General features: G+C 67.5%; 24 protein-coding genes and 1 other RNA gene. 13 read left to right on the forward strand and 12 right to left on the reverse strand.

Going from position 1 to position 23,218, the window contains the following annotated elements:
- Positions 1–33: 33 nt before the first annotated feature.
- Together EJJ38_RS03380 and EJJ38_RS03385 are read left to right on the forward strand one after the other, a co-directional pair.
- Positions 34–1,371 carry an Nramp family divalent metal transporter gene (locus tag EJJ38_RS03380; protein ID WP_205666094.1) on the forward strand — a complete coding sequence of 446 codons (1,338 nt, stop codon included), beginning with the start codon at positions 34–36 and terminating at the stop codon, positions 1,369–1,371.
- Positions 1,372–1,455: 84 nt separating this feature from the next.
- The gene (locus EJJ38_RS03385; RefSeq protein WP_127088711.1) at positions 1,456–1,950 is read left to right on the forward strand and encodes a ferritin; all 495 of its coding nucleotides are present in this window, start codon (positions 1,456–1,458) and stop codon (positions 1,948–1,950) included.
- 106 nt (positions 1,951–2,056) lie between these two features.
- Here the strand turns inward: EJJ38_RS03385 and recR are convergent, their stop codons facing one another.
- From recR to EJJ38_RS03400, 3 genes are all read right to left on the reverse strand, one after another.
- A complete protein-coding gene (gene recR / locus EJJ38_RS03390; protein ID WP_127088712.1) occupies positions 2,057–2,662 on the reverse strand; it encodes a recombination mediator RecR in 606 nt (201 codons plus the stop codon).
- A gap of 152 nt (positions 2,663–2,814) precedes the next feature.
- Positions 2,815–4,053: an ATP-binding protein gene (locus EJJ38_RS03395; RefSeq protein ID WP_127088713.1), complete on the reverse strand. Its 1,239-nt coding sequence runs from the start codon at positions 4,051–4,053 to the stop codon at positions 2,815–2,817.
- Positions 4,054–4,117: 64 nt separating this feature from the next.
- Positions 4,118–4,840 carry a response regulator gene (locus EJJ38_RS03400; protein ID WP_127088714.1) on the reverse strand — a complete coding sequence of 241 codons (723 nt, stop codon included), beginning with the start codon at positions 4,838–4,840 and terminating at the stop codon, positions 4,118–4,120.
- 236 nt (positions 4,841–5,076) lie between these two features.
- Here EJJ38_RS03400 and EJJ38_RS03405 point away from each other — a divergent pair, with 236 nt between their 5' ends.
- From EJJ38_RS03405 to EJJ38_RS03420, 4 genes are all read left to right on the forward strand, one after another.
- A complete protein-coding gene (locus EJJ38_RS03405; protein WP_127088715.1) occupies positions 5,077–5,370 on the forward strand; it encodes a hypothetical protein in 294 nt (97 codons plus the stop codon).
- Positions 5,354–6,238, forward strand: coding sequence for a DUF3313 domain-containing protein (locus EJJ38_RS03410; RefSeq protein WP_127088716.1), 885 nt, complete (start codon positions 5,354–5,356; stop codon positions 6,236–6,238). Before EJJ38_RS03405 ends, EJJ38_RS03410 begins: the two co-directional genes overlap by 17 nt.
- Before the next feature lie 265 nt (positions 6,239–6,503).
- On the forward strand, positions 6,504–7,742 hold the full coding sequence (locus EJJ38_RS03415; protein ID WP_127088717.1) for an HPP family protein: 1,239 nt from the start codon (positions 6,504–6,506) through the stop codon (positions 7,740–7,742).
- Positions 7,717–8,115 carry a group III truncated hemoglobin gene (locus EJJ38_RS03420; RefSeq protein ID WP_127088718.1) on the forward strand — a complete coding sequence of 133 codons (399 nt, stop codon included), beginning with the start codon at positions 7,717–7,719 and terminating at the stop codon, positions 8,113–8,115. The genes EJJ38_RS03415 and EJJ38_RS03420 overlap by 26 nt, the downstream gene beginning before the upstream one ends.
- Here the strand turns inward: EJJ38_RS03420 and EJJ38_RS03425 are convergent.
- The 4 genes from EJJ38_RS03425 to ffs all read right to left on the reverse strand — a co-directional run bounded on the left by EJJ38_RS03425 (position 8,102) and on the right by ffs (position 10,853).
- Positions 8,102–8,422 carry a YbaB/EbfC family nucleoid-associated protein gene (locus EJJ38_RS03425; RefSeq protein WP_127088719.1) on the reverse strand — a complete coding sequence of 107 codons (321 nt, stop codon included), beginning with the start codon at positions 8,420–8,422 and terminating at the stop codon, positions 8,102–8,104. The genes EJJ38_RS03420 and EJJ38_RS03425 overlap by 14 nt on opposite strands.
- Positions 8,423–8,434: 12 nt before the next feature.
- Positions 8,435–10,288, reverse strand: a complete 1,854-nt coding sequence (locus tag EJJ38_RS03430; RefSeq protein ID WP_127088720.1) for a DNA polymerase III subunit gamma/tau — start codon at positions 10,286–10,288, stop codon at positions 8,435–8,437.
- Positions 10,289–10,415: 127 nt separating this feature from the next.
- A complete protein-coding gene (locus tag EJJ38_RS03435; protein WP_127088721.1) occupies positions 10,416–10,640 on the reverse strand; it encodes a hypothetical protein in 225 nt (74 codons plus the stop codon).
- 114 nt (positions 10,641–10,754) lie between these two features.
- Positions 10,755–10,853, reverse strand: an RNA gene (gene ffs / locus EJJ38_RS03440) — signal recognition particle sRNA small type.
- Positions 10,854–10,940: 87 nt separating this feature from the next.
- Between ffs and EJJ38_RS03445 the strand changes: the two genes are divergently transcribed.
- The 3 genes from EJJ38_RS03445 (at position 10,941) to EJJ38_RS03455 (ending at position 14,409) form a co-directional block, all read left to right on the forward strand.
- Complete coding sequence (locus tag EJJ38_RS03445; protein WP_127088722.1) at positions 10,941–11,363, forward strand: HIT domain-containing protein; 423 nt, start codon at positions 10,941–10,943, stop codon at positions 11,361–11,363.
- 72 nt (positions 11,364–11,435) lie between these two features.
- On the forward strand, positions 11,436–12,362 hold the full coding sequence (nudC, locus tag EJJ38_RS03450; protein WP_127088723.1) for an NAD(+) diphosphatase: 927 nt from the start codon (positions 11,436–11,438) through the stop codon (positions 12,360–12,362).
- A 232-nt stretch (positions 12,363–12,594) separates the two neighbouring features.
- Entirely contained in the window at positions 12,595–14,409 is a 1,815-nt protein-coding gene (locus EJJ38_RS03455; RefSeq protein WP_127088724.1) for a uracil-xanthine permease family protein, read from the forward strand.
- Positions 14,410–14,446: 37 nt separating this feature from the next.
- Here the strand turns inward: EJJ38_RS03455 and EJJ38_RS03460 are convergent, their stop codons facing one another.
- Both EJJ38_RS03460 and EJJ38_RS03465 read right to left on the reverse strand, forming a co-directional pair.
- Positions 14,447–15,487, reverse strand: coding sequence for a patatin-like phospholipase family protein (locus EJJ38_RS03460; protein ID WP_127088725.1), 1,041 nt, complete (start codon positions 15,485–15,487; stop codon positions 14,447–14,449).
- 16 nt (positions 15,488–15,503) lie between these two features.
- Positions 15,504–16,289 (reverse strand): 3-hydroxybutyrate dehydrogenase, encoded by a 786-nt coding sequence (locus tag EJJ38_RS03465; RefSeq protein WP_127088726.1) that lies wholly within the window; start codon positions 16,287–16,289, stop codon positions 15,504–15,506.
- Positions 16,290–16,578: 289 nt separating this feature from the next.
- Here EJJ38_RS03465 and EJJ38_RS03470 point away from each other — a divergent pair, with 289 nt between their 5' ends.
- From EJJ38_RS03470 to EJJ38_RS03485, 4 genes are all read left to right on the forward strand, one after another.
- Entirely contained in the window at positions 16,579–17,016 is a 438-nt protein-coding gene (locus EJJ38_RS03470) for a Fur family transcriptional regulator (RefSeq protein WP_338021842.1), read from the forward strand.
- A gap of 129 nt (positions 17,017–17,145) precedes the next feature.
- On the forward strand, positions 17,146–18,441 hold the full coding sequence (gene ispG, locus EJJ38_RS03475) for a flavodoxin-dependent (E)-4-hydroxy-3-methylbut-2-enyl-diphosphate synthase (RefSeq protein ID WP_127088728.1): 1,296 nt from the start codon (positions 17,146–17,148) through the stop codon (positions 18,439–18,441).
- 175 nt (positions 18,442–18,616) lie between these two features.
- Entirely contained in the window at positions 18,617–18,802 is a 186-nt protein-coding gene (locus EJJ38_RS03480) for a hypothetical protein (protein ID WP_127088729.1), read from the forward strand.
- A gap of 61 nt (positions 18,803–18,863) precedes the next feature.
- A complete protein-coding gene (locus EJJ38_RS03485) occupies positions 18,864–19,451 on the forward strand; it encodes a hypothetical protein (RefSeq protein ID WP_127088730.1) in 588 nt (195 codons plus the stop codon).
- 11 nt (positions 19,452–19,462) lie between these two features.
- On the opposite strand, the gene EJJ38_RS03490 is transcribed toward EJJ38_RS03485, so the two are convergent.
- The 3 genes from EJJ38_RS03490 to EJJ38_RS03500 all read right to left on the reverse strand — a co-directional run bounded on the left by EJJ38_RS03490 (position 19,463) and on the right by EJJ38_RS03500 (position 23,210).
- Complete coding sequence (locus EJJ38_RS03490; RefSeq protein ID WP_127088731.1) at positions 19,463–20,710, reverse strand: phenylacetate--CoA ligase family protein; 1,248 nt, start codon at positions 20,708–20,710, stop codon at positions 19,463–19,465.
- 205 nt (positions 20,711–20,915) lie between these two features.
- A complete protein-coding gene (locus EJJ38_RS03495; RefSeq protein ID WP_127088732.1) occupies positions 20,916–21,764 on the reverse strand; it encodes an ABC transporter ATP-binding protein in 849 nt (282 codons plus the stop codon).
- Between the two features lie 165 nt (positions 21,765–21,929).
- The gene (locus tag EJJ38_RS03500) at positions 21,930–23,210 is read right to left on the reverse strand and encodes an ABC transporter substrate-binding protein (RefSeq protein WP_127088733.1); all 1,281 of its coding nucleotides are present in this window, start codon (positions 23,208–23,210) and stop codon (positions 21,930–21,932) included.
- Positions 23,211–23,218: the final 8 nt, after the last annotated feature.

Here is a 23,218-nt window from a genome sequence, read left to right on the forward strand (position 1 = left end):
TGGGCCTGCTGGGGTGTGGGGAAAGGCTGGGGCATGAGCAAGACGTCCGACCTCCGGCCGCAAATGCCGGAGATCCCGCTGCCGCGCGGCGAAGCGTACCAGGTTCCCGGCTCCGACCCCATCAAGCGCCCCGTCTGGTGGAAGTTCTTCGGCCCGGCCTTCATCATCTCCATCGGCTATTTCGACCCCGGCAACTGGGCCACGGACCTGCAGGCGGGCAGCCAGTTCGGCTACAGCCTGCTCTGGGTCCTCTCCCTCAGCTGCCTGATCGGCGCGCTGGTGCAGAATCTGTGCTCCAAGCTGGGCATCGCCTCGGGCAAGGACCTCGCCCAGCATTGCGCCGAGCGCTATCCGCCCTGGATGGCGAAGATCTTCTTCGTCTCCGCCGTCATCTCCATGATGGCCACGGATCTGGCCGAGATCATCGGCGTCGCGGTGGCGCTCCAGCTGCTGCTCGGCATCCCGCTGTGGGAAGGCGCGCTGATCACCATCATCGACGTGTTCCTGATCCTGCTGCTGAACCGCTGGGGCTTCCGGGCGGTGGAGACCATCTTCCTCGCCTTCCTCACCACCGTTTCGGTCATGTATGTGGTCGAGATGATCATGAGCCGCCCGGACTATGCTCTGGTGGCCATCGACAGCGTGGTGCCTTCGGCGGACATCCTCAGCGCTGACGCGCTGTTCGTGGCGGTGGGCATCATCGGCGCCACCATCATGCCGCACAATCTCTACCTGCATTCCCATCTGGCCATCTCGCGCCTGAAGGAGAATCTGGCGGCGCCGCGGGTGCTCTATGGCTGGTCGCTGTGGGACACCAACGTGTCGCTGTTCGTGGCCTGGTTCATCAATGCGGCCATCCTGGTGGTGGCGGCGGCGGTGTTCCATCCCATCTTCCTGAAGGACGGCACGGTCATCCAGTCCTTCAGCGATGCCTACAAGACGCTGGTCCCCATCCTCAGCCAGGGCGCGGGCATCATCTTCGCCCTCGCGCTGCTGGTCTCGGGCGTCGCCTCCTCCACCTCGGCCACCCTGGCCGGCCAGGTGGTGTTCGAGGGCTTCCTGAAAACCGAACACGTCAATCCGTTTGTCATCCGCCTGTGCACGCGCCTTGTCACCATGGCCCCGGCGCTGATCGCAATCCTGATGCATGCGCATCCGGTCGATATCCTCATGTGGAGCCAGGTGATCCTGTCCATCCAGCTTCCCTTCGCCATGCTGCCTTTGGTCATGCTCACCGACGACCGCTCCATCATGGGCGACATGGTGAACAAGGGCTGGGTGCGCGCCGTCATGTGGCCCGCCACCTTGATCCTGCTCATCCTGAACGTGGTGGTGCTGGGCCAGACAGTGGGCTGGATTCCCGGCGGCTGACCGGCCGCAACGGGGCTGCACCGCGCTTCGTAATTCTTTTCCGGTCCCGCCGTTCCGGCGCGGCCTTTCTCGTGGAGTAAGACGATGGTTAGCGAAAAGCTTGAGGCCAAGCTGAACGAGCTGCTCAACGGCGAGCTTGAGGCCCATCACATCTATCTGCAGTGCGCCGCCTGGGCGTCCGAGAACAAGTTCGAGGGCGCGAAGGCCTTCCTGCTGGTGCATGCCGCCGAAGAGCGCACGCACATGATGAAGTTCTTCAGCTTCCTCGACGATCTCGGCGCGCCCATCGCGCTGAAGGCCCTGCCGAAGCCGGTGGTGGATTCTGCCAGCATCCGTGATCTGTTCCTGCGCATCCAGGACGAGGAGCGGAAGGTCTCCACGCACATCTACGAGGCCATCGAGATGGCCCGTGACGAGCACAGCTACGAGACCGACCAGTTCCTGCAGTGGTTCGCCGCCGAGCAGCACGAGGAAGAGAAGCTCTGCCGCCAGATCCTCGACCGGATCGACCTCATCGGCGAAGGCCCGAACTCCAAGTACTTCGTGGACAAGGAACTGGCCGCCCTCGCCGCCGCCTGATCCAGGTCACCCGTCCTCTCATCCCGCACCGGGATGAGAGGTTCCGGGCGGCGGCGCCGCCCGGATTTTCCTTATGGGCATGGCCGAATGCCCCCATGGCGCGGGCTCAGATGGGCGTGCGCGCCCGGATGGCCGCAGCCAAAGTGCCCTCGTCCAGATAATCCAGCTCCCCGCCCACCGGCACGCCCTGGGCAAGCCGCGTGACGGTCACGCCCGCATCCCGCAGCAGGTCGGTGAGATAATGGGCCGTGGTCTGCCCATCCACCGTGGCGCCCAAGGCCAGGATCACCTCCTGCACGCCCTCGCGCGGCACCCGCTCCGCCAGCGAGGCGATGTTGAGGTCGTTGGGACCGATCCCGTCCAGGGGCGAGAGCACGCCGCCCAGCACATGGTAGCGCGCCTTCAGGGCCCCCGAGCGCTCCAGCGCCCACAGGTCCGATACATCCGCCACCACCACCAGCGTGCCCGCCTCGCGCTCCGCATCGGTGCACACGGTGCAGGGGTCGCGGACATCGAGATTTCCGCACACCCGGCATTCCACGATCTTGCCCAGCACGTCGCCGAGGGCGGCGTTCAAAGGCGACATGAGCGTCTCGCGCTTCTTGATGAGATGCAGCGCCGCCCGCCGCGCCGAGCGCGGGCCGAGCCCGGGCAGGCGGGACAGGAGCTGGATCAGGCGCTCGATCTCGGGGCCGGCGACGGCACGGGGCATGCTGCGGGACTCGCGACGGGGGACTTTGCCAGGAAAGCACGTCCCGGCGAAGCATGAAGGGGTTCGCGTGAGGGAACCGGGCTGATGCCAAGACATAGAGCGCCATGCGGCGCCACGCCAGGGGATGAGGATGGGGGTGGGCCGCTCGCGCCTCAGGCGGGATGCGGGCCGGAGCCACCGAGGGGCAATTCGACTACCTGGATGAGGCCGCCGCCCGGCCGGTTGGTGATGGTGATGTCGCCGCCGGCCTTGCGGACGATTTCGCGGGAGATGGTGAGGCCGAGACCCGTGCCGGGAATGTTCTGGCTCCGGGCGCGGTCGGCCCGGAAGAATGGCTCGAACACCTGCTCCAGACTGTCCGCCGCGATGCCCGGCCCCTCGTCGGAAATGGTGATGCGGGCCGTTGCCCCGGCGCTCACGCTCACCACGCCGCGCACGCCATGGGTGGCCGCATTGATGAACAGGTTCCGCAGCGCGCGGCTCAGGCGCAGGCGGCTCGCGCGGACCTGGATATCGCAGGTCTCCGCCACCGCGATATCGAACCCCTGCTCCCGCAGCTCCCCGGCAATGGTCCGCACCAGATCGTCCAGCTGGACGGCCTCGGGGGGTGTCTTCGAGGTTTCCTCATGGACCAGCTGGATGGCGCTGTGGGCGATGCGCTGCAATTCGTCGATATCCTGGAGCCACAGTGCGCGATCCTCGTCATCGCTCACGAATTCCGCGCGCAGCCGCATGCGGGTCAGGGGGGTGCGCAGATCATGGCCGGCGGCCGCCACCAGCCGCATCCGGCTTTCGACCGCCAGCTTCAGGCGGGCGGACAGGGCATTGATGGCGGCTGCCGTGGCGCGCACTTCTTCCGGGCCCTTCTCCGCCAAAGTGGGGAGCGTCCCGTCCGGGCCGACCTGCTCCACCGCGCTTTCCAGGAGGGTGAGCGGCTTGCTCATGCGGTTGCTCGCAAACACCGCGACCGAGCCGACACCGAGCGTGATCAAGGCGAGCCACACCCAGAGTTGGGGCTCCGACGGTGGGTCGATCTCCACCTGAACCCACCCGCTCGGCCCCACGCGCAGCGAGACGACCCGAAAGCTGGGATCATCCGCCTTATAGGTCACGGCAAGGTCCAGGGGCGTCCCCAGCGCGGCGGTGGCGGCGCGCAGAAGGTCCGTCTGGTCCACGTCCGGAGCGCCCGCGTCGGGCTGGCGCGACAGCCCCGGCGCGTCGGGGGCCTGCTTGGCCAGCCGCTCCATGATGATGAGCTGATTGGCGAGAAGCTGGACCTGGGTCTGCGTGGAGGTGGCGAAGAAATACATCACCGCCAGCGTAATGAGGACGACCACCGAGACGATGGCCCCCACCAGCAGAAGGGCGAACTTTGCGCGAAGCGTCTGCATGCCTGGAGCGTTTCCGAGCGAAGTGTGAAGCGGTTCGCGTGACGGAAACGCGAAAACCAAATGTCTATGGATCCAGGGGGCTGACCTTGGCGGCGAACTGATATCCGCCGTTGCGGATCGCCTTGAAGATCTGCCCCTCATGGCCGTGGGAGAGCTTGCGCCGCAGGCGGCTGACCAGCACGTCGATGGAGCGGTCGAGCACATCGCCGTCGCGGCGGCGCGTCAGGTCCAGGAGCATCTCGCGGGACAAGAGGCGGCCGGGCCGATCGAGGAAGATCATGAGGAGATCGAACTCGGCCCCCGTCAGCTGGATGGCGGCGCCCGCGCGATCCGTGACCGAGCGGACGGCGGAATCCACGATGAAATCCTCGAACTGCAACAGCCCGGCCTTGCTCGGATCGGGGCGGGAATTCACCCCCCGGCGCAGCACCGCGCGCACGCGGGCGGCCAATTCGCGCGGATTGAAGGGCTTTCCGAGATAGTCGTCGGCGCCGATCTCAAGGCCGATGATCCGGTCCACGTCCTCCTGCAAGGCGGTGAGCAGGATGACGGGAATGTTCGACCGCGCCGCCCGCAGGTCTCGGCACAGGTCCAGCCCGGAGCCGTCGGGCAGCATCACGTCGAGAATGATGAGATCGACCTGATGGTTCGCGATCTTCTCGTGCACCTCCCCGCAACTGGAGGCGAGCAGGACGCGGAATCCCTGCTCCTGCAGATAGCGGCCGAGGAGCTTTCGGATTTCCTTGTCATCGTCGGCAACGAGAAGCTGGGGCGCTGGTGTGCTCATGAGCAGCCGTGATCGGTCCGTGTTCGTCCGGGAATTGATGTAGCCACCGGAGTAGCGAGGCCGCGAGTGCTTTTTTGTGTCAAATGCTGTCAGAAACGACCGCAGACATCTTTTGACATCAAATTCTTCCCGCCAGACGCAATCCGAAATTTACGGTCCGATTTAAATCCACAACCGCCTCTACCTCTATTTCCGTCCGCTGAATACCTGCGCCGGGCACTATTGGAGAGCGCCGCATGTGCATTCCATCTCGACCAAACGCTGGCCACGCTCTGCCCGAGCGGGAAAAGCCCACCAAGACTGATCACCCGCATAATATCTCGAAGATTTTGAAGAAGATTTTCATACATACCTATGTGTATTACGCGATGATCGCCGGGAATGGGGCGGGCCTGCTGCCCAATGCGGTCGCCCTGGCGGCATCCGCCGCGCGCGGCGGCCTCAGGCGGCTCGCCCGGACCGGGGCATCACGCGCTCGGCCCCATGCGGCGTCCAGCCTGCCGGGAGCGGTCGATGCCCTCGCTTCGTAGCGCCGAATATGCCGGCCTGCTGGCCATGGCCTGCCTGCTGGGCGGCTGCGCGTCCGCGCCCATCGTGCAGGGCGTCGGGCTGTCCACCTATGACGCGCTGCAGCCCTCGGACGGGCTGATCACCAAGTCGCTCGTCAAGGTGGACAAGGAGAAGGTCCTGGCCGCCAAGACCGCCAAGATTCTCCCCGCGACCTTCTCCCCTGCTCTGGCACCCAAAATGACCAATGAGCAGAGACAGCTCATTGCCAATGCGGTGGACCGCGGCCTGTGCGTCAGCCTGAGCGACCGCCTGGAGATCGTCCCCCCGGACGCGCCGGCTGATATCATCGTGCGGGCCTCCGTCACCCAGGCGACGGAGACGGACGAGATCGTGGCCGGCATCTCGGCCGCCGCCTCCCTCGGCATGAATTTCGTGGATCTGGGCGTTCCGATCCCCACACCGCGCATTCCCATCGGAATGGGCAATCTCTCCATGGAAGCGGAAGCGGTCGACCCCAAGGGCCACCAGGTGGCCGCCATGTTGTGGGCCCGGGGCGCCAACGCCCTGTTCAGCTCGCCCAGGGCCTCCAAGGCGAGCGATGCCTATGAGCTGGCGGATTCGTTCGGCGAGGATTTCGGCGCCCTGATCGTGAAGGGCGAGAGCCCGTTCGCCAGTTCCGGCATCGACCTGCCCTCGGCGCAGCGGATCGGCTCGGCCATGGGGCTGCCGCCGAAGCATGCGGCCTGCGACCGGCACGGGCGCTATCCGGGCCTCGCAGGTGTGGTCGGCGGCCAGCTCGGCCTGCCCCCTGAATGGACTGATGCCGGAGCGGCCAAGCCGCCGCAGCAGGGCGCCCCTGTTCTGGCCAGTCACGACAGCGCGCAGTGAAGGTCGGCACCTGCCGACGATCCGTAAGCGCAGAGATCCCCGCCCGGTTCAAATCGCAACCGGAACGGGCGGGGTCAGAGCTGTGGGCGGCCCCGGCCGCCCCCTTGGGGTCGCCCGCAGCTCGCCCTCCGGCACCGTCCCAGCTCGGCGGCGGTCACGTACAGATTGCCCACGCATTGAGCGATTGATACAAAAGTCGGCATTCTTTCGCCTCCGGCCTCAGGACGGGCGCAGAGCTTTCCCATTCTGCGAGGGCCATCGCCCCATGCCGCGCTCCCCGTCGCCGTCGCCCCTCTCGCCGCGCCTGCTGGCATTCCTGCGTCGCTTCCAGCCCACCCTCCCGCCCGTGGCGCCCATGGACTGGGTGCGCGCAGGGGTCGGTGCCCTGTTCGGCCTTGCGGTCACAGGCTTTGTCACGCGCCTCGCGCTCGGCCCCTCGGCGGCCGTGCCCCTGCTCATCGCGCCCATGGGCGCGTCCTCCGTGCTGCTGTTCGCGGTGCCGTCCAGCCCGCTGGCCCAGCCCTGGTCCCTCATGGGTGGCAATGCGGTGGCGGCGCTCGTGGGGGTCACGGCGGCACAGCTCATTCCCGATCCGCTGCTGGCCGCCCCCCTGGCGGGCGGCATCGCCATCGCGATCATGCTCGCCCTGCGCTGCCTCCATCCGCCGAGCGGGGCCGTGGCGCTCACCGCCGTGCTCGGCGGTCCGGCTGTCGAGGCGGTGGGCTATGGCTTCGTGCTGGTGCCCGTGCTGCTGAATTCCGTGCTGCTGCTGGCCGGCGCGCTCGCCTTCAACGCCCTCATGGGTCGCCCTTACCCCACCGCGGCCCCCGCCCGCCCGTCGGCACAGCCCGACCCCTTCGCGCCCCTGGGCTTTGCCCCGGAGGATCTCGACGCCGCCCTCCGGCAATATGACCGCCTGCTGGACGTGAGCCGCGCTGACCTTGAGCAGGTGCTGCGCCTTGCCGAGGTGCGCGCCTATGCCCGCCGCTCCGGACATACCAGCTGCGGAGACATCATGACGCGGAACGTGGTGGCGGTGGCCCCCGACACCTCCATGCGCGCGGCGCTGGCGCTGCTGCGCGGGCATCATGTGAAGGCCCTGCCGGTGACGACCGAGGACGCCCGCGTGGTCGGCATCGTCACCCAGACCGACCTCCTGGACAAAGCCGCCTGGAGCGCGAGCGGGCCGCGCGTGTCGTTCGCCCAGCGCCTGCGCCATGTGGTGCGGCTCGCGGCCGCGCCCCAGGGCTCGGTGCAGGAGATCATGAGCGTGGGTGTCCAGGCCGTGCGCACCGACACGCCGGTGGCGGACCTCGTGCCGCTCATGGCCGAGGGGCGGCTCCATGCGGTTCCGGTGGTTGACGCCGGGGGCCAGCTTGCGGGTATCGTCACCCAGTCCGATCTCATCGCGGCGCTGTTCCGCGACCTTGCCCAGGCCCGGGAAGCGCCGTTCGAGCGGACGCGGGAGGAAGCCCATCATGACCACCACCCCGCCCCTCGATGAAGCGGCGCTGCGCGCCCATCTGGACGCCTTCTACGCCAAGGTGCGGCTTGACCCGCAGCTGGGCCCGGTGTTCGAGGCGGCGGTGGAGGACTGGCCCGCCCATATGGACGTGCTCACGGACTTCTGGTGCACGGTCGCCCTGCGCACGCCCCGCTACAAGGGCAATCCGTTCGCCGTGCACAAGGCCCTGCCGCTGCCGCCCGCCGTGTTCGGGGCGCTGTTCCCGGTCTGGCTCGGCCTGTGGCGCGAGACCGCGCGCGAGCGCTTCCCCGCGCCCGAGGCCGAAGCCCTGATCGCGAAGGCCGAGCGCATCGCGGACAGCCTGAAGGCCGGGCTCCTGTTCGATCCCGGCGTGCCGGTCAGAACAGCTTGAGGCCGGGCGGCAAGGGCAGGCCGCCGGTCAGCGCCGACATCTTCTCCTGCATCACCCGCTCCGCCTTCTGGCGGGCATCGGAGAGGGCGGCCACCAGCAGGTCTTCGAGAATCTCGCCCTCGTCGGACTTCAGCAGGCTGGGGTCGATGCGCACGGCCTTCGTTTCGCCCTTGGCGGTGGTGCGCACCGTGACGAGGCCGCCGCCGGAGGCGCCCTCCACCTCGATGCCGTCCATTTCCGCCTGCATCTGCTGCATGCGCTCCTGAAGCTCCTTGGCCTGCTTCATCATGCCCATCAGGTCGCGCATCGCCGGTCTCCGTCAGTATTCCAGTTCATCGTCGGGGCCCGGACCCATATAGGCATCCTCCTCGGCGGGCGCGAGCCCCATCTCGGTGGTCGGGTCCGGCTCTTCCTCGCGCAGGCGCACATCCACGATCTGCGCCTTGGGGAAGCGGGCAAGCACCGCCTGGACCAGCGGATCGGCGCGGATGCCCACTTCCCGCTCGGCCTTCACGGCCGCCGCGGTCTCCGCCAGCGTCTGCATGCCCTCCCGCTTGGCGGTGATGGACACCATCCAGCGCCGGCCGCTCCAGTCCTGGAGCTTGCGGGAGATGTCCTGGACGAGATTGGGGCTACCGCCCGGCGCCAGGGCGAACTCGAACCGCCCCTCCTCGAACAGGACCGGCATCACATGGGTTTCGAGGGCATGCTTCATCAGCAGGTCGCGCCGCGCGACGGCCAGCGCCACCAGATCCTCGAACCGCGCCAGACGCGGCCCTTCGGCCACCGCCTGCGAGGCGGCGACGGCCTGGGGCGCGGAGACAGGCACCGGGGCGGGCATACGCGCGGGCTCCGCGCGGCTCGCCACGGCGAGGCGGGCGGTGCCCCCGCCGGGCGCGGGCGGGAGCGCCGGAGCGGAGGCTGGCGCGCCTCCGGGCGCATCCGCCATGTCGCGCAGCTTGCGCAGCGCCTCTTCCGGGCTCGGCAGGTCGGCCGCATAGGCGATGCGCACCAGGACCATCTCCGCCGACTGGGCGGGCTTGGCCGCCGCCTGCGTCTCCGCGATGCCCTTCAGCAGCATCTGCCACACTCGCGACAGGTCGCGCACCAAAAGGCGGGCGGCGAAATCCGCCCCGCGCTCGCGCTCCGCCTGCACCAAAGAGGCATCGGCGGCGGTTTCCGGCACCAGCTTGAAGCAGGTGACGAGATGGGTGAACTCGGCAAGGTCGGTGAGGATCACCGCCGGGTCCGCGCCCGAATCATACTGGTCGCGAAATTCCTTCAGCGCCCGCTGGGGATCCCCCGACATGAGCGCCTCGAACAGGTCGATGACCCGCGCCCGGTCGGCGAGGCCCAGCAGGCGCCGCACCTCCTCCGCCCCCACCCGGCCGCCGCCATGGGCGATGGCTTGGTCCAGCAGCGAGAGCGAATCGCGCACCGAGCCTTCCGCCGCACGGGCGATGGTGGAGAGCGCCTCCGTATCGACCTCCACGTCCTCCTTGGCGCAGATGCGCGCGAGATGGGCGGCGAGCACCCCCGATTCCACGCGCCGCAGGTCGAAGCGCTGGCAGCGGGACAGCACGGTGACGGGCACCTTGCGGATCTCTGTGGTGGCGAAGATGAACTTCACATGCTCGGGCGGCTCTTCCAGCGTCTTCAGCAGCCCGTTGAAGGCCGCCGTGGAGAGCATGTGCACTTCGTCGATGATATAGACCTTGTAGCGCGCCATCACCGGGCGGTAGCGCGACCCTTCGATGATCTCGCGGATGTCGTTGATGGAGGTGTTGGACGCGGCGTCCATCTCCATCACGTCCACATGGCGCGATTCGATGATGTCGCGGCAATGCTTGCCGGGCACCGACAGGTCGAGGCTCGGCCCGCCGCCGCCCGCCGGGGGCTCGTAATTGAGCGCGCGGGCGAGGATGCGGGCGGTGGTGGTCTTTCCCACGCCCCGCACGCCGGTGAGGATATAGGCCTGCGCGATCCGCCCCGACGCGAAGGCATTGGACAGGGTGCGCACCATCGGCTCCTGGCCGATGAGATCGTCGAAGGTGGACGGACGATATTTGCGCGCCAGCACCCGATAGGGCGCGGCCGCAGCCGCGGCGCCCGGGGTGGCGGCCGGGGCGGGAAGGTCGAAAGAAGGGCTGTCTTCGGGTGTGTCCGCGCTCATGGCCCCTTCATAGCACCGCGAAGGGGGCGCGGGGCAGTCCATGGCGGGGCGGCGGCGCGCAAATCACGACGCCCCCCACATCTCGTTCTCACTTGGCCGTCTCACTTGGCCGTCTCACTTGGCCGTCTCACTTGGCCGTGCGCAGATCCTCGGCACCGTTGACCCGCACGCACACATAGCGGCGATAGCCGTTCTTGAACTGGGCGAGGGGCTCGCCCTCCAGCTTCGCGGGAATCGAGGCCGCGATGGCCGCCTTGCAGCCGTCCTCGGACGTGTAGATGCCCGCCTGGGTGATGACGTGGACCTCCGGCCCCACGAGGGCCTGGAGAAGAACGACGGTGATCGCCCACATGAACGCCTCCTCGGTCGCCGGCCCAGCCGGATGCGGCCCGCGAAGACAACCTGCGCGGGACGGAGAGCGGGCACGACATGTCGGGAAAGGCCCCTCCGACCGGAGGGGCACAGAAGTGGGAGGCTGGTCAGAGACCCAAGACCGGGCTCGTTGGGGCTGCTTCCTTCCGGACCTGACCCGATTGGCGAGTGGCTCGTCCACCGCCAACCTCCCGGCGCCTATATCGCGGCAAAGCGCGACTTTTGCAAGGCGTCCCGCGCGCGGCTTGAACAGGCCGTCCCGGCGGCGCATAGGAAAGCCATGACCGACACGCCCGGCTCCTCCTTCGCCCTCGATCCCCGCCTCGCCGCCGACGGCCCCGCCCTCGGCGACCTTCCGCTGTGCCATGTGCGCCTCGTGAACGATGCGCGCTTCTTCTGGATCGTCCTCATTCCCCGGCGTGCGGGCCTCATCGAGGTGATGGACCTGCCCGCCGCCGAGCGGGCGGTGCTGATGGAGGAGATCGCCCTGGCCGGAACGGCGCTGAAGGCGCTGAGCGCAAGCACCAAGCTGAACGTGGCGGCGCTGGGCAACATGGTGCCCCAGCTTCATGTGCATCTGATAGGGCGCGTGCCCGGCGATGCCGCCTGGCCCGGCCCGGTGTTCGGCGTGGGCACCCGCGAGCCCCTGGGCGAGCGCCTGGAGGCCCGCGCGGCCGATCTCAGGACCGCGCTCGGCCTCTAAGTTCCGCGCCTTGCCTGCCCGCCACGGGCATGCGACCGTCCCCGCCCCTCAGACCGCCTCAGGCGCCCCCCAATGACCTCCACCGTGCTCCCCGATCTCGGCCCCTGGCCTGCCCTCGGCTATGTGGGCAGCCCCCTCGACCGCGCGGCCCACCGCCGCGCCGAGGCGGAGGCGCTCCTGGAGGCGCGGGGCGCGCGCACCTATCTGATCGGCGGCGAACTGGTGGCGGCCCGCAAGCTGGGCGACTGGCTGGAGCCGCTGTTCGAGCCGGACCATGCCCGCGCGCTGGGCGGGACCGCGCCTTTGTTCCTCGGCCTGTCGGACGGCGTGCCGCGCTTCTCCATGCGGTTCGATCCCGGCCGCCGGGAGGCGCTGGAGGCCGAGGGCTTCTTCGTGTCGGACCTGCGCTCCATCGCCGCCGGCGGCGTGCTGCCGCCGGAACACCTGACCCCCATCGCCTGCGGCAAGGCGCTGGGGGCCTGGCACGGGCGGCACCGCTTCTGCGCCAATTGCGGGCAGGAAAGCGGGCCGCGCGACGGCGGCTGGCGGCGCGACTGCCCGGCCTGCGGCGCCCAGCATTTCCCGCGCACCGACCCGGTGGTGATCATGCTCACCGCCTCGGGCGACCGCTGCCTCCTCGGCCGCCAGCCCCAGTTCGCGCCCGGCATGTGGTCGGCGCTGGCGGGCTTCGTGGAGCCGGGCGAGACGGTGGAGGACGCCGTGCGGCGCGAGATTCTGGAGGAGGCGGGCATCACGGTTGGCGCGGTGCGCTACCACACCTCGCAGCCCTGGCCTTTCCCCATGTCGCTCATGATCGGCTGCCTGGCCCAGGCGGAAAGCATCGATCTCGTGGTGGACCGCAACGAGCTGGAGGATGCCCGCTGGTTCTCCCGTGCGGAAACCGCGGCCATGCTCACCCGCACCCATCCGGACGGCCTCTTCACCCCGCCGCCCGTGGCCATCGCCCATCACCTCATCCGCGCCTTCGTCGCCGGCTGACCGGGCGGCGCTCTTCTTCCCGCAGCCGTGACCATGCCTGACCATCGTGCATTTTCACCCCTGAGCCGCACAACGATCCCCGTCGCAGTTGAACCGATCCGCATTTGCGAGTGAGATGGAGCGGTGATTCCGCAATCGGCAGCGCGGAATTCTGTCTTTTACGCATGTCCTTCACGCGAACCGCGTTGCGCGGAAACGCTCTCGGGCCGTTGGGCAAAGGATCATTGGGCAGGTGAGCGCAGACCCGCGTGCACAGAAGGGCGCCGCGACCCGACGCCAGCAGGGGCGGCGTCTGGCGACGCGGGTGCGTCATTTCCTTGCGCCCCCCCGGGAACAGACCCGGCAGGGCCGCCGCCCGCCGGAGCTGATCTACGGGCTGTCGGACCCGGTTCCGGCCCCCGCCCTCATTCCCCTGGCGGCCCAGCATGCCATGCTGGCCCTCACCTATCTCATCTATCCCATCGTCGCCCTCGCCGAGGCAGGGGTGGATCCACACCGGGCGCAATCCATCCTCACCGCCTGCACCCTGTGCATCGGCCTCACCACCATCCTGCAATGCCTGCGCACGCGCTTCGGCAGCGGCTATCTCGGCGTGCATGTGCCATCCCCCGGCGCCATTCCGCTGGCGGTCCAGTCGCTCACCCTGGGCGGCCCGGCGCTCATGGCGGCCAACACCCTGCTCATGGGCTGCCTGCAGATCCTGATCTCGCGCGTGGTGCGCCCGCTGCGGGTACTGTTGCCCCCGGAAGTGTGCGGCGTGGCGGTGACCATGCTCGGCGTGTCGCTGGCGGCCCCGGCGCTGCGACGGGCGCTCGGCATGGGCCTCGGCGACCCCATGGCCCATGGCGGCGCGCTATTGGTCTCGGGGCTGACACTGGGCATCATCGTGGCGGTGACGGTGTTCGCGCCGCGCCGGATCAAGCTGTTCGCGGTGCTCGCCGGGGCGTCCGCCGGCTGGGCCACGGCGGTGGCGGGGGGCGTGGATACCACCGACTTCTCCGCCGCCCTCGGGCAGGTGGATCTGGTCGCCCTGCCCCATTTCTCCTTGCCCGCCTTTCAGTTCGAGCCCGCATTGATCCCGCTCATGGGCCTCATGGTGATGATGGGCGTGGTGGACGTGCTCAGCACCACCGTCTCGCTGGAAAAGATGAACGATGCCGACTGGCGACGCGCCGACATGGGGGCGGCGAGCCGGGCCGTCACCGCCACGGGCATCGGCAACATCCTCCAGGGCCTCACCACGGGCTTCCAGTCCTCGCTCTCCTCCTCGGCCGTGGGCCTCGCCTTCGCCACCGGCGCCACCGCGCGCGTCATCGGCATCGCGGCGGGCGTCGCCATGCTGGCCACGGCCTTCTTCCCGAAGGTGATCGTCGCCCTCACCCTCATCCCCTCGCCGGTCATCGGCGGCATCCTGCTCTATACCGCCGCCTATCTGCTGGTGGCGGGCATGGACCTCATCCTCTCCCGGCGATTGTCCGAGCGGCGGGTGTTCCTGGTGGGGCTCTCCATGCTGGCGGGGCTCTCGGTGGCGCTCCTGCCGCTGAATGCGCAGCTTCCGCTCTGGGCGCAGCCGCTCTTCTCCACCCCGCTCACCGTGGCGGCGTGCAGCGCCATCCTGCTGAACCTCCTGTTCCGCATCGGCATCTCCCGCGAGACCGGGGAAGTCGTGCCGCTGGGCTCCAATGCCTTCCTCACCGTCCAGGCTTTCCTGGAGCGGCAGGGCGGCCTGTGGGGCGCGCGCCGCGACGTGGTGGCGGCGGCCATCCCGGTGGCCGCGCAGGCCCTGGAGTTGCTGCAGGACAACGACATCGCCCACGGCACGGTGGAGCTGCGCGCGCGCTTCGACGAGGCGCATCTCGACGTGTTCCTGCTCTATACGGGCGAGGTGATGGAGGCGCCGAAGGAGCGCCCCTCGCCGGAGGCGCTTCTGGGCGACGCGCAGGAGGTGGCCGCGTTCGCCGCCTACATGCTCACCCGGCTCGGCGACAAGGTGACCTTCGGGCGCCACGGCGCGCGGGCGCGCATCACCCTGCGCTTCGACCATTAGAGCGGGTTATGCCGTCCGGGCGCTTCGCCCCTCAGCCTCAGTCCGCCAATTCCAGCCGCAAGTCGAGGGTGGATTTCTTCCCCACATCATCCCCATGGGCGGCGATGAAGTCGGACGCCGCCGCGCGGCCGAGGTCGCGCAGGTGCTGGAGGAAGGCCCATTCCGCATTGAGCTTGGAGGACAGGTCGAGATCCACCAGATGCTCCGCCCCGCCCACCCGGTGCAGCCGCACCCGGCGGAAGCCCGAGGCACCGAGCGCGAGACGTGACAGCATCCCCTGCTCGATGAGCTGGGTGGTCTGGTCGATGGCACGAAGCTGGGCCAGCAGCGAGGCGTTGAAGGTGATCTCGTTGATGCGGTTCTGGATCTCGGCCGCCGTGCGCGGCGTCTCCTCGCGCAGGATGGGATTGATCTGCACCAGCAGGATGTCGTCGGCCCCCACCTTCTGGTAGAGCGGCAGCAACGGCGGATTGCCCATATAGCCGCCGTCCCAATAGGGCACGCCGTCAATCTCCACCGCCTGGAAGATGAAGGGCAGGCATGCGGAGGCCATCACCGCGTCGGCGGTCATCTCCTCGTGACCGAAGATGCGCGCGCGGCCCGTATGCACGTTGGTGGCGGAGACGAACACCTTCACGTCCGAGGAGCGGATCGCCTCGAAATCGGCATGCGCTTCCAGGATCTCGCGCAGCGGATTGAGGTTCAGCGGGTTGAAATCGTAGGGGGACAGGAAGCGGCTGGCCACTTCCAGGGCCAGATAGGCCGGGTTCTTGGCCAGCGACCAATTGCCCATGATGCGGTCGAAGGCGGTGCGCTGGAGCGGGGAGAGCCGCCCGTCGCGCGAGACATCGCGCCAGAAATTGGTGAGCGCGGCGCGCGCCTCGGCAGGACCGCCGCGCGCAAGGCCGGACGCCATCACCACCGCGTTCATGGCCCCGGCGGAGGTGCCGGATATGCCCGCGATGGGGAAGCGCTCCTCTTCGAGGAAGCGGTCCACCACGCCCCAGGTGAAGGCGCCATGGGCGCCGCCCCCCTGGAGCGCGAGGGAGAGAGGCTTGACGGCGCCGGAGCGGGCCATCACCGCCTCCCCGCCGTCATTCGGCGACCCAGCCGCCGTCGATCTGCTGCATGGTGCCGGTGATGGAGCGGGCGCCGTCGGAGGTCAGCCACAGAGCGAGCGCGGCCACTTCCTCGACGGTCACGAACTCCTTGGTGGGCTGGGCGGCCAGCAGCACGTCACGCTTCACCTGCTCCTCGGAGATGCCGCGAGCCTTGGCCTGGTCGGGGATCTGCTTCTCCACCAGGGGGGTCCACACATAGCCGGGGCAGATGGCGTTGCAGGTGATGCCGAAGGTGGCCGTCTCCAGCGCAACGGTCTTGGTGAGGCCGGCAATGCCGTGCTTGGCCGCCACATAGGCGGACTTGAACGGCGAGGCCACCAGCGCATGGGCCGAGGCGGTGTTGATGATGCGGCCCCACTTGCGCGCCTTCATGCCCGGCACGGCGGCGCGGGTGGCGTAGAAAGCGGCCGACAGGTTGATGGCGATGATCTGGTCCCACTTTTCAATGGGGAATTCCTCGACCGGGGCCACATACTGGATGCCGGCATTGTTCACGAGGATGTCGCAGGAGCCCAGTTCGGTCTCCGCAAGCTTCACCATGCCCTCGATCTCAACATGGCTCAGCATGTTGGCGTCGGAATAGAGCGCCTTCACGCCGAAATCGCTTTCGATCTTGGCGCGCTCGGCTTCGATCGCCGCCGCATCGCCGAGGCCGTTGATGACGAGGTTCGCGCCCTGCTCGGCATAGGCGCGGGCAATGGCGAGACCGATCCCGCTGGTGGAGCCCGTGACGACGGCGACCTTACCCTTCAAGGACATGCTGGTACCCCATGATGGCGAAACGGCGCCCGAGCGGCACCGCACCGGATTTAACCCGCAGGCTGTGACGATGGCGTCACGTCCCGCTGCGCCGCGCACCTTGCGCCGCAAAACGATGCGGTGCAACGGGGGCCTGCCATCCCGGCGCACGACAAAGCCTTACCTTGCGGCATTCGCCTGGAAACCGCGCGCGGGTCGCGTTACACTATCTCTTATGCCTGCTGCCCTGCCCGATCCCGCCACCGTTGCCCGCGACCCTCACGCGCACGACCATGACCACGGACAGTGCGTGGCCGGCGCCCTGGCGCGGGTGGAGCAGCGCTGCGCCGAGAAGGGCCTGCGCCTCACCCCGCTGCGACGGCGCGTGATGGAGGCGCTGGCTGAAAGCCATGTGCCGCTGGGCGCCTACGAACTGGTGGAGCGGCTGGCGAGCGACGGCGAGAAGCCGCCGCCCATGTCGGTCTACCGGGTGCTGGACTTCCTGGTCTCGGAAGGGCTGGCCCACCGCATCGAGAGCCGCAACGCCTTCCTCGCCTGCGGCCATGCCCATGAGGCGGGCGAGGTGGCGCTGTTCCTCATCTGCGAGGCCTGCGGCGACACGCGGGAAGTGACCTCCCACGCCGTGGGGCGGGATCTGGCCTGGGCGGCCCGGGCGGCGGGCTTCGAGCCGCGCCAGCGCGTGCTGGAGCTGAACGGGCTCTGCGCACAGTGCCGCGAGCGGAACTGACCCGACCGGACCGATTCCCGGGTTTCCCCAGCGCGAACCGCTCCGGCCACGGCCTCGACACGTTCGCCCGGCATTGACGCGCACGGGTGGGGCGCCTACCCAATCGCCGTTCCCCGTGAGGACCGCATCATGACCCTCGCCCGCGTCGTGCCCGATGAACTGCTCGAAGCCGGCCCTGCCGTGCGCAAGCTCACCGTGGGCGTGCCGGTGGGCCGGGTGCTGGTGGGCGGGGGCGCGCCGGTTGTGGTCCAGTCCATGACCAATACGGACACGGCGGACATCCCGGCCACCGTGCGCCAGGTGGCCGCGCTGGCCCGCGCGGGCTCGGAGATCGTGCGCATCACGGTGGACCGGGACGAATCCGCCGCCGCCGTGCCCCATATCCACGAGAAGCTGCTCGCCATGGGCATCGACGTGCCGATGGTGGGCGATTTCCATTATATCGGCCACAAGCTGCTGGCCGATCATCCGGCCTGCGCGGAAGCGCTGGCGAAATACCGCATCAATCCCGGCAACGTGGGCTTCGGCGACAAGAAGGACCGGCAGTTCGCCGCCATCGTCGAGACCGCCATCCGCCACGACAAGCCGGTGCGCATCGGCGCCAATTGGGGCTCGCTGGACAGCGACTTGCTGACCCGCCTCATGGACGAGAACGCCAAGCTGCCCAAGCCCGCCGAGGCGCGGGCGGTGACGCGCGAGGCCCTCGTGCGCTCGGCGCTGCTCTCGGCGGCGCTCGCCGAGGAAATCGGCCTGGGGCGCGACCGCATCATCCTCTCCGCCAAGGTCTCGGCGGTTCAGGACCTCATCGCGGTCTATTCCGAACTCTCCCGCCGCTCGGACTATGCGCTGCATCTCGGTCTCACCGAGGCGGGCATGGGCTCGAAGGGCATCGTCGCCTCCACGGCCGCCATGGGCGTGGTGCTCCAGGCGGGCATCGGCGACACCATCCGCGTATCGCTCACCCCCGAGCCCAACGGCGACCGCACCCGCGAGGTGCAGGTGGCGCAGGAAATCCTGCAGACCATGGGCCTGCGCACCTTCGTGCCCCTGGTCGCCGCCTGCCCCGGCTGCGGGCGCACCACGAGCACCGTGTTCCAGGAACTGGCGCAGAGCGTGCAGGACATGATCCGCGAGCGCATGCCCGTGTGGAAGCAGTCCTATCCCGGCGTGGAGGCGCTGAACGTGGCGGTGATGGGCTGCATCGTGAACGGGCCGGGCGAATCGAAGCATGCCGATATCGGCATTTCCCTTCCCGGCACCGGCGAAACCCCCTCCGCCCCGGTCTTCATCGACGGCAAGAAAGCCGTGACGCTGCGCGGCCCGAACATCCAGCAGGAGTTCCGCGCCCTGGTGGAAGACTATGTGGAGAAGCGCTACGGCGTGGGCGCGACGGCCGGCGCCGAACAGGCGGATGCGGCGGAATGAGGCCTTCAATCAGAAGCTGCAATACCAATCTGAATTTTTAAGGCTTTTGCGATCATGATGACCGCATGGAACTTACATTGACTTGATAACTTGTGGTTGCGATAATAGCAATCATATATGCGATTTTTGCATAGCAGTTATGCAAAAATGCGCATTGTAGAAAGAGGATCGAGTGATGTCTGCGGATTTGGCAGCAGGCAATGGTAGCAAACGCATCGTTGAGCGTGACAACGAGCGTTTCAAGCTGCTTTTTACAAATAGCCGCCCGAAGCTTCCGGTCGGCTACAGTGCCCCGCTTTGCCTGAAGACCACTCGTCAGCTCATTAGTGAGGTGGAGACCACCTCAACCGCAACTAAGTGAGCTAGCTTACCAAGCGGATCGCGTGTATCGAGAATTAATATCTCTTTCCACGCGATTCGCCATGCTTATCGTCCTCACTGAAGAATGCCTGGACAATTGGATCTCCGACTTCTCCGCTTTTCGCGGAGATTTTTTGCGTGCCTGCACGATTACTTCTCAAGCTATTGGATATAGTTTTAAATTCAATCAATCCCACCTGGAAATCGCTCACGAAAATTGGAAAGCGGGAGTGGATAGGTGGGAAGCCACCTATGTTATGAAAGATTCTAATGGTCTTTCTCATTTGAAGATAATGGCCCTTCTGCTTGTCAATCTGGCATCCATAGAGTGGCTTGAAGAACTTTATGAATTTGACGCCGAATCGGTTCGGGATTTCGAATTTTCAGGTTCAAAAAATGATCTTGAAGAAACGCGAAAAGACTTAGCAGCAGGGCGCGGCACATTTTTAGCATTTGAATTCTGCATTATGGTTCTGAATTGGTTTGAAAATGCCAGGATTGATCGAGTCTCTAATTTTGAATTTCGCCTAACAGAAGACCTGCGGCACGATATACTTGTTTATCTTCTATCTGAACGCCGCGATGATATGGCGGTATTTCTGATGCTCAAGGCGCTCTATGTCCGCATTTCTAAATCGTCTGCCCCCTAAACATTAGATAATCACCCCACCTTTCGCCGGTCCTCGATGGTCTTCGCATCCTCCGGCAGCGTGCCGGGCGCCACCAGTGAGAGGCGCCCGCGCAGCTTGGTGGCGGCGCGCAGATCATCCAGCAGGGCGTCCTGCGCGAGGGCGGCGGCGTCCGCCACTTCCACTTCCAGAAGCATGTCGTCGCTGGTGCCGTCATGGCTCACCACGAGGCGGGCCTTGGCCACCGCCGGGTGCTTCTTCACCGCCGCGCTCACCTGCACGGGGTGAACGAACATGCCGCGGATCTTGGTCACCTGGTCGGCCCGGCCGAGCCAGCCGCGCAGGCGCGCATTGGTGCGCCCGCAGGGGCTGACGCCCGGCATGAGCGCGGAGAGATCGCCGGTGGCGAAGCGGATGAGGGGATAATCCTCCTCCAGAAGCGTCACCACCACCTCGCCCACGTCCCCCACGCTGTCCACGGGATCGCCGGTGCCGGGGCGCAGGATTTCGACGATGACGTGCTCGTCGAGGATCATCCCTTCCTCCGCCTCGCTCTCATAGGCGACGAGGCCGAGATCGGCGGAGCCGTAGCATTGGCGCGCCGTGATGCCCGCCTCGCGCAGGGCCGCGCGATGGGGCGGCAGGAAGGCTTCGCCCGTCACCAGCGCCTTCTTCAGGGAGGAGATGTCGAGCCCCTCCTCGCGGGCCTTGTCCACGAGGATCTTGAGGAAGGACGGCGTGCCGCCATAGCCGTCGGGGCGGATGTCGGCGATGGCGCGCAATTGCAGGTCGGTCTGGCCGACACCGGCGGGCACCACCGCGCAGCCCAGCGCATGGGCGCCGCTCTCGATCATCGAGCCGGCGGGCGTGAGGTGATAGGAGAAGGTGTTGTGCACGACCTCCCCGGCCCGGAAGCCGGTGGCGAACAGCGCGCGGGCGAAGCGCCAGTAATCGGGGCGGCGCCCTTCGGGATCATAGATGGGCCCCGGCGACATGAAGATGCGCGCGAGCCCGCCCGGCTTCGTGCCGTTGAGGCCGCCGAAGGGCAGGCTTTTCGGCTGGAGGAAGGGCAGGTCCGACTTGCGGGTGACGGGCAGCTTCGCCAGCGCGGCGCGGCTCGTCACGGTCGCTGCGTCCACGTCCTTCAGCAGCTCCGCGAAATAGGCCGAGCGCGCCTTCGCGGTGGCGACCTGGCCCGGCAACGCGGCCATGAGGGCGTCCTCCCGCTGCTGCGGGTCGCGGGTCTCCAGGGCGTCGTAGAAGCGGGTGGTGTCGGTCATCTCATGGCTCCTGCGCCGTTTCCCCCTCCACAACCCTCCCCCGCAAGCGGGAGAGGGGGCAGGGTGCGCGATCGGTGATCTCTAGGCACCACACGGCCCAGGCGCCCACCCGCCTGGGTTCCGCGAACACAACGCAAAAGCCCTCTCCCGCTTGCGGGGGAGGGTTGGGAGGGGGAATGCCTCGCCCCTCACAGGCCGCGCACTCTCACAGCCAGCGCTTGCGGCGCTTGAAGGATTTGAGGTTCTTGAAGGACTTGCGCTCTTCTCCGCCGCCCTGGCCGAGATAGAATTCCTTCACGTCCTCGTTGGACTGGAGCTGCTCGGCCGTGCCGTCCAGCACGATCTTGCCCTGCTCCATGATGTAGCCGGTATCCGCCACCGAGAGCGCCACGCGGGCATTCTGCTCCACGAGGAGAATGGTGACGCCCAGGTCCCGGTTGAGCTGCTTGATGATGGCGAACACTTCCTTCACCAGCAGCGGCGAGAGGCCCATGGAGGGCTCGTCCATGAGGATCAGCTTGGGGCGCGCCATCATGGCCCGGCCGATGGCCAGCATCTGCTGCTCGCCGCCCGAGAGATAGCCGGCAAGGCCCGTGCGCTCCTTGAGGCGCGGGAAATAGCCGTAGACGCGCTCGATATCGTCCTTCACCCCATTGTCGCGGCGGGTGAAGGCGCCGAGGCGCAGGTTTTCCAGCACCGTCATGTCGGAGATGATGCGCCGCCCCTCCATCACCTGGAAGATGCCGCGCCGCACGATCTTGTCGGGCTCGATGCCGTTGATCTTCTCGCCGAGAAAGGTCACGTCGCCGCGCGTGATCTCGCCGTCCTCGGATTTCAGCAGGCCCGAAATGGCCTTGAGCGTGGTGGACTTGCCCGCCCCGTTGGAGCCGAGCAAAGCGACGATCTGCCCTTGCGGCACCTTCAGCGACAGGCCGCGCAGGACGAGGATGACGTCGTTATAGACCACCTCGATATTGTTCACCGACAGCATGGGCGGCGCTTCCCCGGCGAGGGGCGCGGCTTCCCGGTCGATCTTGAGCGCGGCGTTGGACATGGCGTGATCCTGTTCGCGTTAAATCCTGCCCACCCCGTCTGCGCCCCCGAGCCCCCTCCCCATCCCTCCCCCGCAAGCGGGAGAGGGAGTTTGCGGCGTGCCTGAGAGAAGCCCTCTCCCGCTTGCGGGGGAGGGTTGGGAGGGGGATGAGCCGGGCGGTCGGCCTCACCAGCCCTGCAGCTCGGTCTTCCGGGGCAGCTGGATGGTGGCCACCTTGTCGAGGGCGATGGTGCCGCTCTTCACGAGGTCCGCCAGCGGCGCGTCGGTGGGGCCCTTCACCACGGCGCGATACAGCTCAACCGTGGTGGTGGGGCGATGGTCCGAGGTGGTCCAGGTGGAGGGCACGCAGACACCTTCCGTGCCCTTCGGCACCCAGTCGGTCTTCTGGTACATGCCGTCGCGGATCTTCACGCCGGTCACGCCGCCATTCTTGTCCGCCCACTCCATGGCTTCCTTCATGTACATGACGGTGCACACGGCGGTCATGTAATGCACGGTGCGATAGGCGTTGCCGCTCGGGTCGGACATCTTGGAGACATCCTTGAAGGTGGCGAGGCCCGGCGCGTTGCCGGTCCAGGTCACCGCCGTGCGCAGCGGGAAGACGAGGCCGTTGGCGGCCGAGCCGGCGGCCTTCATGGCCTCTTCGCCCATGCCCCACACATTGCCCAGGAACTGCACCTTCACGCCCGCCGTCTCGCACGCCTTGAGCACGGAGATGTTGGAGCCGGCCGTGTTGCCCAGATAGGCGTAATTGGCGCCGGACTGCTTCATGGTCAGGCACTGGGCGGTGTAGTCGCCGGGGGTGAGGGCGAAGGTGATCGGGTCGAGCACGTCGAAGCCCAGCTCCTTGGCATAGGCTTCCGCCGCCGCCTTGGGCGAGTTGGGATAGGGGTGGTTGGCGCCCATATGGACCCATTTGGGCTTGCCCTGGCCGCCCTTGGCCTTCCAGTCGTCGGCGGCCCACTGCACCATGGCGCGGGCGGCGTCGGAATAGGACGGGCCGTAGAAGAAGTTGAACGGCGCGGCGCGCTCGCTCTTCTCGTTCACCTTGCCCTTGGGATCGGTGAGGGAGGCGGAGTAGGAGCCCGAATAATAGGGAATCTCCTCCTTGGTCACCATGCCCACCAGCGCCTCGGTGTCGGCGGTGCCCCAGCCCTGGATGGCAACCACCTTCTCGCTGCCGACCCACTTCTTGAAGGCGGCCAGGGCGCGCGGCACCTGGTAGCCGTATTCCACGAAGTCGGAATTGATCTGCTTGCCGTTCACGCCGCCATTCTTGTTGATGTAGGCGATGGTGTCCTGCACGCCCTGGCCGTAGGGCTGGCCCACGTCCGAGGTTCCGCCGGAATAGTCGGCGAGGTGGCCGATATTGATGCTCTGCGCCAGTGCAGGCGTGGCGCTGGCCAAAGCGAGGGCGGAGACCAGCGACAATGCGATCTTCTTCATATGTCTCT

This window comes from Aquabacter cavernae (genome assembly GCF_003993795.1).
In the GTDB taxonomy this organism is placed as follows: domain Bacteria; phylum Pseudomonadota; class Alphaproteobacteria; order Rhizobiales; family Xanthobacteraceae; genus Aquabacter; species Aquabacter cavernae.